The organism is Marinomonas gallaica (genome assembly GCF_001639745.1).
Taxonomy (GTDB): Bacteria; Pseudomonadota; Gammaproteobacteria; order Pseudomonadales; family Marinomonadaceae; genus Marinomonas; species Marinomonas gallaica.
Window position 1 is genome coordinate 71447 of sequence record NZ_LTAX01000016.1, and the last position, 9241, is coordinate 80687.

6 protein-coding genes are annotated in these 9241 nt (G+C 45.3%); 4 read left to right on the forward strand and 2 right to left on the reverse strand.

Going from position 1 to position 9241, the window contains the following annotated elements; translation table 11 throughout:
* Together glnL and glnA are read right to left on the reverse strand one after the other, a co-directional pair.
* Positions 1 to 1071: a nitrogen regulation protein NR(II) gene (gene glnL / locus AYW76_RS14080; protein ID WP_082866239.1), complete on the reverse strand. Its 1071-nt coding sequence runs from the start codon at positions 1069 to 1071 to the stop codon at positions 1 to 3.
* A 279-nt stretch (positions 1072 to 1350) separates the two neighbouring features.
* Complete coding sequence (glnA, locus tag AYW76_RS14085; protein WP_067221437.1) at positions 1351 to 2757, reverse strand: glutamate--ammonia ligase; 1407 nt, start codon at positions 2755 to 2757, stop codon at positions 1351 to 1353.
* A gap of 332 nt (positions 2758 to 3089) precedes the next feature.
* Here glnA and thiI point away from each other — a divergent pair, with 332 nt between their 5' ends.
* From thiI to dtd, 4 genes are all read left to right on the forward strand, one after another.
* Positions 3090 to 4541 carry a tRNA uracil 4-sulfurtransferase ThiI gene (gene thiI / locus AYW76_RS14090; protein ID WP_067221441.1) on the forward strand — a complete coding sequence of 484 codons (1452 nt, stop codon included), beginning with the start codon at positions 3090 to 3092 and terminating at the stop codon, positions 4539 to 4541.
* 237 nt (positions 4542 to 4778) lie between these two features.
* Entirely contained in the window at positions 4779 to 6365 is a 1587-nt protein-coding gene (locus AYW76_RS14095) for a methyl-accepting chemotaxis protein (RefSeq protein ID WP_067221424.1), read from the forward strand.
* Between the two features lie 199 nt (positions 6366 to 6564).
* Positions 6565 to 8385, forward strand: a complete 1821-nt coding sequence (gene typA / locus AYW76_RS14100) for a translational GTPase TypA (protein ID WP_067221427.1) — start codon at positions 6565 to 6567, stop codon at positions 8383 to 8385.
* A gap of 109 nt (positions 8386 to 8494) precedes the next feature.
* Positions 8495 to 8929: a D-aminoacyl-tRNA deacylase gene (dtd, locus tag AYW76_RS14105; RefSeq protein WP_067221430.1), complete on the forward strand. Its 435-nt coding sequence runs from the start codon at positions 8495 to 8497 to the stop codon at positions 8927 to 8929.
* Positions 8930 to 9241 lie beyond the last annotated feature (312 nt).

Below are 9241 nucleotides of genomic sequence, written 5' to 3' on the forward strand. Positions count from 1 at the left end.
CTAGCCTACTGCCGAGTTTTCAATCGGGATTAGGATGTTAAATTCGGTACGCTGTGGCTGACTGTTGCATTCGATAATACCGTTGTGTTGGTGAATCACGGATTGAGCAATCGACAGCCCTAAGCCAGTGCCATCGGCACGGCCGCTGACCATAGGGTAAAACAGTGTTTTTAAAATATTTTCGGGTATGCCTGGGCCGTTATCGACGATGCTGAGTCGACATACGAGACGATGTCGTTTTGCACCGATGGTGAACTGGCGCAAGGTACGTGTGGAAACGGTTATTTGTTTTTGCGGATTATCCGGTTGCTGGATCAGCGCCTGCATCGCATTGCGCATAACATTTAATACCGCCTGAATAAGCTGTGCTTCATCCCCAATGATGTCGGGAATACTGGGGTCATAATCGCGAATGAGCTTAATCTGATCTTCTGATTCCACAGAAATCAGTTGATTAACGCGTTCAATGACACGGTGAATATTGAGCGGTTTATATTGAGGGAGTTGGCGCGGCCCTAATAAACGGTCGACCAGATCACGTAAGCGGTCGGATTCTTCAATAATGACTTGAGTGTAATCTTTTAAGCCTTCATCGTTGAAAACACGACTAATGAGCTGCGCTGCGCCGCGAATACCACCTAATGGGTTTTTGATTTCGTGCGCTAGGCCACGAATCAGTTCTTTGCTAGTTTGATGGTTGGCAATGAGCTCATCTTCTTGAGAGATGCGCTTCATACGGTCCCTAGGATGCAATTCAATCAGTAGACTGTCGGTATTATTAAGAGCGCCCATGACAGGAGTGACATTGTAGTCACATAAAATCATTTTACCGGTTGTGAGCGTTATCTCGGCTTCACGTTTTGTAAAAGCGTGGCCTGATTGAATGGCGGACAATAAAGCGCGACGACTCTCATCATCTTCGTTAAATGCGGCGGCTAGGTCTTGACCATAGATACGACGTCGACTGACCTCTAGCATCATTTCTGCTGAAGGGTTGAGATACTCAATGCAGAGTTCTCGGTTTAGCTGCAGTACCGCAGTGGATAAATGGTCGATCAGTAAGCTATACACCGGAAGTGCCTCGATAGAATATTTTATTGTGTGATGTCATTCATGCGCTAAAAAGGAACTGGATTAGAGCAAGATCACTTTATTAATGTCTATTACTGCAAAATACGAACCAACATTGGGCAGAGTTCGATGCCTTTATTTTTCTAGGCTTATTAATAATATAGTGCTTATTTGTGCACTTAAATGGTGCACCACTATTCTGATGTATTTTTGTAGGGCAAAAAAAAGCCCCAACACAGGTCGGGGCTTTTAATATTACTCTAAGAGCTAGAAGCGGTATTAAACGCTGTAGTAAAGGTCAAACTCGATTGGGTGAGTTGTCATGTTTACAAGGGTAACTTCTTCAGACTTAAGAGCGATGTAAGCATCGATCATGTCATCAGAGAAAACGCCGCCTTCAGTTAGGAAAGCACGGTCTTCGTCTAGGCACTTAAGTGCTTCTTCAAGGCTGCTAGCAACTGTTGGGATCAATTTACCTTCTTCTGGTGGAAGATCGTAAAGGTCTTTGTCTGCTGCATCGCCTGGGTGAATCTTGTTCTTAATACCGTCGATACCTGCCATCAACATGGCTGCGAAACATAGGTATGGGTTAGCGGTCGGATCAGCGAAACGTGCTTCGATACGCTTGCCTTTAGGGCTTGAAACGTAAGGAATACGGATAGAAGCGGAACGGTTACGAGCTGAGTAAGCTAGCATAACAGGTGCTTCGAAGCCTGGCACAAGACGCTTGTATGAGTTAGTAGAAGCGTTTGCAAACGCGTTGATCGCGCGAGCGTGCTTGATGATACCGCCGATGTAGTAAAGGGCCATATCAGAAAGACCAGCGTACTGATCACCAGCAAATTGGTTTTCGCCGTCTTTCCAGAAAGATTGGTGTACGTGCATACCAGAACCGTTGTCACCAACGATTGGCTTAGGCATGAAAGTCGCTGTTTTGCCGTATGCGTGTGCAACGTTGTGTACGCAGTACTTCATGACTTGTACTTCGTCTGCTTTCTTAACAAGTGTGTTGAACTTAACACCGATTTCGTTTTGACCAGCCGTCGCTACTTCGTGGTGGTGTACTTCAACTTCTTGACCCATTGCTTCGATCGCGTGACACATTGCAGCACGGATTTCGTGATGAGAATCAACAGGTGGTACTGGGAAGTAACCGCCTTTAACACGTGGACGGTGACCCGTGTTGCCGCCTTCAAAAGACTTGTTCGTTGACCAAGCGGCTTCTTCTGAGTTGATTTCTACACTACAACCTGACATGTCTGCATGCCATTTTACGTCGTCAAAGATGAAGAATTCTGGCTCAGGACCGAAGAATGCAGTATCGCCCATGCCTGTAGACTTAAGAAACTCTTCTGCACGCAGTGCAACAGAGCGAGGGTCACGATCGTAGCCTTGCATTGTTGCTGGCTCGATAATGTTACAACGAAGAATAATGGTTGCATCTTCAGTGAATACGTCAAGAAGTGCTGTCTCATCTTGAGGCATCATGATCATGTCAGATTCGTTGATGCCTTTCCAACCAGCGATAGAAGAACCGTCAAACATTTGACCATTTTCGAAGAATTCTTCATCCACGCTAGCTGCTGGAATAGTCACGTGATGCTCTTTGCCTTTGAAATCTGTAAAGCGTAGGTCAACCCACTTTACGTCATGTTCTGCGATCAAACCAAGAGTGATGTTTGACATGTTTGTTCTCCAATGTTGTTTAATCAAATTTCTTTCGGAATTCAGTTTTGCTTCACGATGAAGCGTATTTTCCAAAATGTAAAGCATATCCTGTGCCAGAATTTCGGGCGCCATTAAAAAAACTTTAATTTCAAGGAGTTAAGCTATTTTTTGGCTTTCTTACAAAGGGATCTGCACGTTATTGAATCCATTCTTGATTGGTTTTGAACCAATTAGGTGCGCATTCATGGTGCGGTGAGCGCTTTTGGTGCATTTATTTGGGGTTGGCTTCAGCGCTGTATGCTTTATACTGTGCGCCCTTCAAATTCGACTGTACGAAAAATACACACCCAATGAAATTTATTGTTAAATTCTTTCCAGAAATCACTATCAAGAGCCGCCCAGTACGAAAAGCCTTCGTAAAACAGCTCCGCCATAATATCCGTCTCGTTTTGCGTGATCATGATGATAATGTGACGGTTGCCGGAAACTGGGATTTTATTGAAATTCTCTCAGAACAAGATGACCAGCGTGACGCATTTATTGAGTCATTACGACATATTGCGGGTATTGCGCACTTTCAATACGTCCGAGAGTTCCCGTTTACCGACTTGGACGGCATTGTTGAAGAAGCCATTAAATCTTATGGTGATGAATTAAAAGATGCCGTGTTTGCTGTACGTGTTAAGCGTGTAGGGAATCATGACTTTTCGTCTGTCGATGCTGAGCGGCATATTGGCGGTACGCTAAAAGCGCGCTGCGGTGCATTGGCCGTTCGTTTAAAAGACCCTGACGTGTTGGTACCTATTGATATCCGTGATAATCGCGTATGGATGATTGAGCAGCGCATTGAGGGTCTAGGTGGCTACCCATTGGGTTCACAAGATGCCGTGCTGTCTCTGATCTCTGGTGGTTTTGATTCCACTGTGAGCTCTTATTTGACGATGAGTCGTGGCTTGAAAACACATTTTTGTTTCTTCAATTTGGGGGGCGATGCCCATGAGATTGGGGTGAAGCAAGTGTCTCATTTTTTATGGGACAAATACGGCTCAAAATTGGGTGTGAAATTCATTACGATTCCGTTTGAAGATGTTGTTGGGGAAATTCTCAATAATGTTGATAACGCCGAGATGGGCGTTATCTTGAAACGTATGATGCTGCGTGCCGCGTCTCGCGTAATGGAGGGGGTGAGTGCAAAAGCCTTGGTAACCGGAGAAAGTGTTGCCCAAGTATCAAGTCAAACCCTAGTCAATTTAAAAGTCATCGACAATGTTACGGATGAACTGGTACTGCGCCCGCTGGTGACGATGAACAAACAGGAAATCATTGATAAAGCGAAAGACATTGGCACAGCGCCGTTTGCGGCCAGTATGCCTGAGTTTTGCGGCGTCATTTCTGTTAAGCCGACGACACGTGCCAAAATGCACCGTGTCGAACGCGAAGAGGCGAAGTTCAATTTCGACGTACTAGACAGTGCCGTCAATAACGCTCGTGTTATGTCGATCCAAGATGTAATGGCCGATGTAGATCAACAGTATCAAGGCGATGTGCCGGTGGTGCGTATGCCGGTTGGTGATGAAGTGATTATTGATATTCGCCATCCAGACGAAGCTGAACGTAACCCAATCAAAGCATCGGGTCGTCAAATGTTAAATGTTCCGTTCTTTACATTGGGAAATAAGTGGCCAACGTTAGATCAAGACACCACGTATCTTCTCTATTGTGGTAAAGGTGTCATGAGTCGAATCCATGCTTCTCACCTTATGTCTAAGGGATACGAGAATGTTGGGGTTTACCTCCCGTAGAACAGTGATTCCTATGATATTCAAAAGCGCACCTTTATGGTGCGCTTTTTTGTACGTTAATTTTCATTAAATGTAATCATTGGTTGAATGTATTGCGCATGAAAATGGGTATTTTGTGCGTGACAGATCGGTTAAGTGAATAGATAAAATGTGCTTACTATGATTTTTGTCAAAATGAGGATTCATTAGCGCGATATACTCCTATCCTTATTTTTTACTAAATTAGTAGGGATACAAATGACTTATACGCAACAGGGGCAGGAGCGTATATTGGATAAGAGCTCCAATATACTGTCACTGACAAAACTCGATAGTACGATTACCTACATTAATGAAGAATTCGAACACATCAGCGGGTTCAATTCTCAGGATTTGCTTGACCATCATCATAATATTATTCGCCATCCTGATATGCCCAAAGCGGCATTTGCTGACATGTGGCAACATTTACAGCAAAAGCAATCGTGGATGGGGATTGTTAAAAACCGTTGTAAAGATGGCAGTTATTACTGGGTAGATGCTTACGCGAGTCCTGTTATGGCAGATGGGCGAGTAGTTGAGTATCAATCTGTTCGTCGAGCGCCGGAAGTCGAGGTGAAGCAACGTGCCGAAAAACTGTATTCTAGTCTAAACTCTGTCTCTCATCCCGAGAAAAAATTACCTAGAAAACCTTTCTTGTCGTTTCCTGTTCGTTGCTTGATGATTTTGGTTAGTTACTTTTTACTGTCAAACCTGATCGCTCAAGAATTCGATACGAGCAGTGCTTGGCTGGCTAACACTGCCTTGTTTTTAGTGATGCTAGGTTTATTGTGGCTGGTTTACCAACCGTTAGCGACCGCAATTAAAAAATCCCGCCAAGTGTGTGATTCAGAGCTTGCTGCGTATATATATACAGGACGAACGGATGAAGCGGGTAGTATTCGACTGGCTCTGACGAAGCTGCGCGGAGAAACTGCCGCTGTGGCGGGTCGTATCAGTAGTTTCTCGTTAATGTTGCGCGATAAACAGACTCAAGTATGCGCCAGTGTGCAGTCCAGTGAGCGTGCGTTAGATGAGTTATCAAAAGATTTTAGCTCGATTGAACGAGCGACTGATGAAATGGTAGCCGCGGTAGAGGAAGTTGCTCAGGCTACGCAAGACGGTACCCGTGTTACGGAAGCTGCATTTGATACCATGTCTGATGGCCAAAAAGCGATTATTACGGCACGTGATGCAATGGATACTGTTCGTACCCATATCAGCCAAGCGAATGATGAGCTTGCTCGTTTGCGCAGTGATAGTGAAGCCATCAGTTCGGTTGTAGAGGTCATTCAAGAAGTAGCTGAACAAACTAATCTTCTTGCACTTAATGCTGCGATTGAAGCTGCACGGGCAGGCGAACAAGGACGTGGCTTTGCTGTGGTTGCAGATGAAGTCCGTAGTTTAGCCACTCGAACGTATAAATCTACCGAAGATATTGTCAGTGCCATCGAGAGAGTGCAGTTAGGCTCAAATGCAGCGTGTGCAAAAATGGAGTCTGCTGTGATGGCCGTGGAGCGAACTCATGAAGAGTCAATTAATGTTGATATCGCAGTAACTAGGGTTCGTGAAGGTTTGGATCAAATTCATCAAAATGCATTGCAAACAGCAGTAGCGATGAATCAGCAAAGTGAAACGGCTATGCAAATTAACCAACGCATTGCGAATGCAGTGACCGTGACGGCCGGAATTGTTGAAAAATGCCGAGACAATTCTGGTGCCTGTGATGAGCTGTTTGTATTATCAGAAAAGATGGAAGGCATAGCCCAACAGTTCTGGCATCAGGTCACGGTACCTAAGAGCTAACGCCAAGAAGCTTACGTGAGGTTTGCGCGATGGACTTTTTTTGTCTTTTTTCGGGAACTTAATAGGAAGTTCATAAAGATAAGGGTACAATTGCGCGAATTTTACTCCGAATGACAACACAAGATTGCTTTTAAGCGTACCGATTCCCGCTTAATCTTGTTATATCTCATTCCCTGTCGCTAAATACAGAGAAATATTAATGTCTATTGATATCAGTAAGTTACGCAACGTTGCAATCATTGCCCACGTTGACCATGGTAAAACAACGCTGGTAGACCAGCTTCTAAGTCAGTCAGGTACACTGGACCGTAAAGAGATGGGTTCAGAGCGTATTATGGACTCGAATGACCAAGAAAAAGAGCGTGGTATTACCATTCTTGCGAAAAACACTTCAATTAAGTGGAATGACTACCGCATCAACATCGTAGACACACCTGGACACGCCGATTTCGGTGGCGAAGTAGAGCGTGTACTATCGATGGTGGACTCTGTACTACTATTGGTTGACGCGGTAGATGGCCCGATGCCACAAACGCGTTTCGTAACGTCTAAAGCCTTTGAACGTGGCCTACGTCCGATCGTTGTAATCAACAAAATCGACCGTCCAGGCGCACGTCCTGACTGGGTAATGGACCAAGTATTTGATCTATTTGACTCTCTTGGTGCGACAGAAGAGCAGCTTGATTTCCCTGTGATCTACGCGTCAGCGATCAACGGTATCGCAGGGCTTGATCCAGAAGCAATGTCAGAAACAATGGAACCGCTGTATCAAATGATCGTCGACAGCGTGCCTGTTCCTGATGTTGATCCTGAAGGTATGTTCCAAATGCAGGTGTCTGCATTGGATTACGATGCCTACGTTGGTGTAATCGGTATCGGCCGTATCACTCGTGGTCTGTTGTCTCCTAATCAGCAAGTAATTGTTAAATCGGCTGACGGCAAAGAGCGTAAAGGTAAGGTCCTAAACGTTAAGGGCTACCATGGTCTACAGCGAGTTGATACTGAACAAGCGGCTGCAGGTGATATCGTTTGTATCACAGGTATCGATGGTCTAAGTATTTCTGACACGCTATGTAATCCTGAGTGTGTTGAAGCTTTGCCTGCGTTGACAGTTGACGAGCCAACCGTAAGCATGACCTTCATGGTTAACGACTCTCCGTTTGCTGGTAAAGAAGGTAAATACATTACGACGCGTAATATCTCTGACCGTCTTGAGCGTGAGCTTATCCATAACGTGGCTTTGCGTGTTCGCCAAGGCGAGACGCCTGATAAATTTATCGTATCTGGCCGTGGTGAGCTTCACCTTTCTGTATTGATCGAGAATATGCGTCGTGAAGGCTTTGAGATGGGTGTTTCTCGTCCTGAAGTAGTTCAAAAAATTGTTGATGGAAAAATTCAAGAACCATACGAGCTAGTGGTTATTGACGTTGAAGAGCAGCATCAAGGTTCGATCATGGAAGAGCTTGGCTTGCGTAAAGCTGAGCTGACTAACATGGAGCCAGATGGTAAGGGTCGAGTTCGTCTTGAGTTCATGACGCCTTCACGTGGTTTGATTGGCTTCCGTGGTTTGTTCCTGACACTGACGTCTGGTTCAGGTATTATGACCAGCGTATTTGATCATTACGGCCCAGTAAAAGACGGTGATGTTCACCGCCGCCAAAATGGTGTGTTAATCAGTATGCTTACGGGTAAAACTGCGGCTTACGCATTGTTTAACCTACAAAGCCGTGGCCGTATGTTCCTAGGTCACGCAGTAGAAGTATACGAAGGCCAGGTAATTGGTATTCACTCGCGTGATAACGACTTGTCTATTAACCCAGTTAAAGGTAAGCAGTTAACAAACGTTCGTGCATCAGGTACAGATGAAGCATTGACGCTTACGCCGCCAATTCGTCATACACTTGAGCAAGCACTTGAGTTTATCGAAGACGATGAGCTGGTAGAAGTAACGCCAGAAAGCATCCGTATTCGTAAGAAACTATTGACTGAAAACGAGCGTAAACGCGCTGGCCGTAAGTAATAGAGCAGCAGCAAATAGACCGCAAGGTCTTGAGCGGAATGAAAGCGCCTTAGGGCGCTTTTATTTTGTCTAAAATTTGTGATGGTTAGAGATAGCAAAAGGAGCACAGATGAAAGTCTTGGTACAGCGATCCCTTGAAGCGAAAGTCATTGTTGATGGTGAAACCATTGGAGCCATTGATCATGGGCAGCTGGTATTGGTCGGGATTGAACGCGGGGACACCGAAGCGGATACACAGCGTTTGGCTGATAAGCTTTTAAAGTACCGTATGTTCGGTGATGATGACGGCAAAATGAACTTGAATGTTCAACAGGTAGGTGGCGGGGTACTGTTAGTTTCGCAATTTACCTTAGCAGCCGAGACTAAAAAAGGGCTGCGTCCAGGCTTCTCTAGTGCGGCAGTGCCGGAAGAGGGCGAGCGCTTGTTTAATGATTTTGTCGCGAAAGTGCGTGCGCAATACGATAAAGTGGAAACAGGACAGTTTGGTGCGGACATGAAAGTACAGTTTACCAACGATGGTCCTGTTACTTTTATGCTGGATTAATTCCTATTAGTTTGTAGGAACGCGGTTTCCCAATATGTAGGACCGCGGTTTCCGAGGGAAAAGACAGTGTGCGGTGAGGAATGGAAGCCTTTAATCGCAAGGGCTTTCCTTCGCACAGTGAAGTCTCCACAAAGCCACTTTGCCGTCATGTAGGACTGCGGTTTCCGCGGGAAAAGACAGTGTGCGGTGAGGAATGGAAGCCTTTAATCGCAAGGGCTTTCCTTCGTACAGCGAAGTTATATGGACCCGCCCGACTGTTGCAAGCTATTTCGATAAGACAGAGTAAAGTTGCACGCTTATATTCGGCCTACT

What these genes read in the sequence shown, in the direction of transcription:
- glnA (WP_067221437.1), bottom strand. Translation starts at nt 2,757, where the DNA reads ATGTCAAACATCACTCTTGGTTTGATCGCAGAACATGACGTAAAGTGG.
- thiI (WP_067221441.1), top strand. Translation starts at nt 3,090, where the DNA reads ATGAAATTTATTGTTAAATTCTTTCCAGAAATCACTATCAAGAGCCGC.
- AYW76_RS14095 (WP_067221424.1), top strand. Translation starts at nt 4,779, where the DNA reads ATGACTTATACGCAACAGGGGCAGGAGCGTATATTGGATAAGAGCTCC.
- typA (WP_067221427.1), top strand. Translation starts at nt 6,565, where the DNA reads ATGTCTATTGATATCAGTAAGTTACGCAACGTTGCAATCATTGCCCAC.
- dtd (WP_067221430.1), top strand. Translation starts at nt 8,495, where the DNA reads ATGAAAGTCTTGGTACAGCGATCCCTTGAAGCGAAAGTCATTGTTGAT.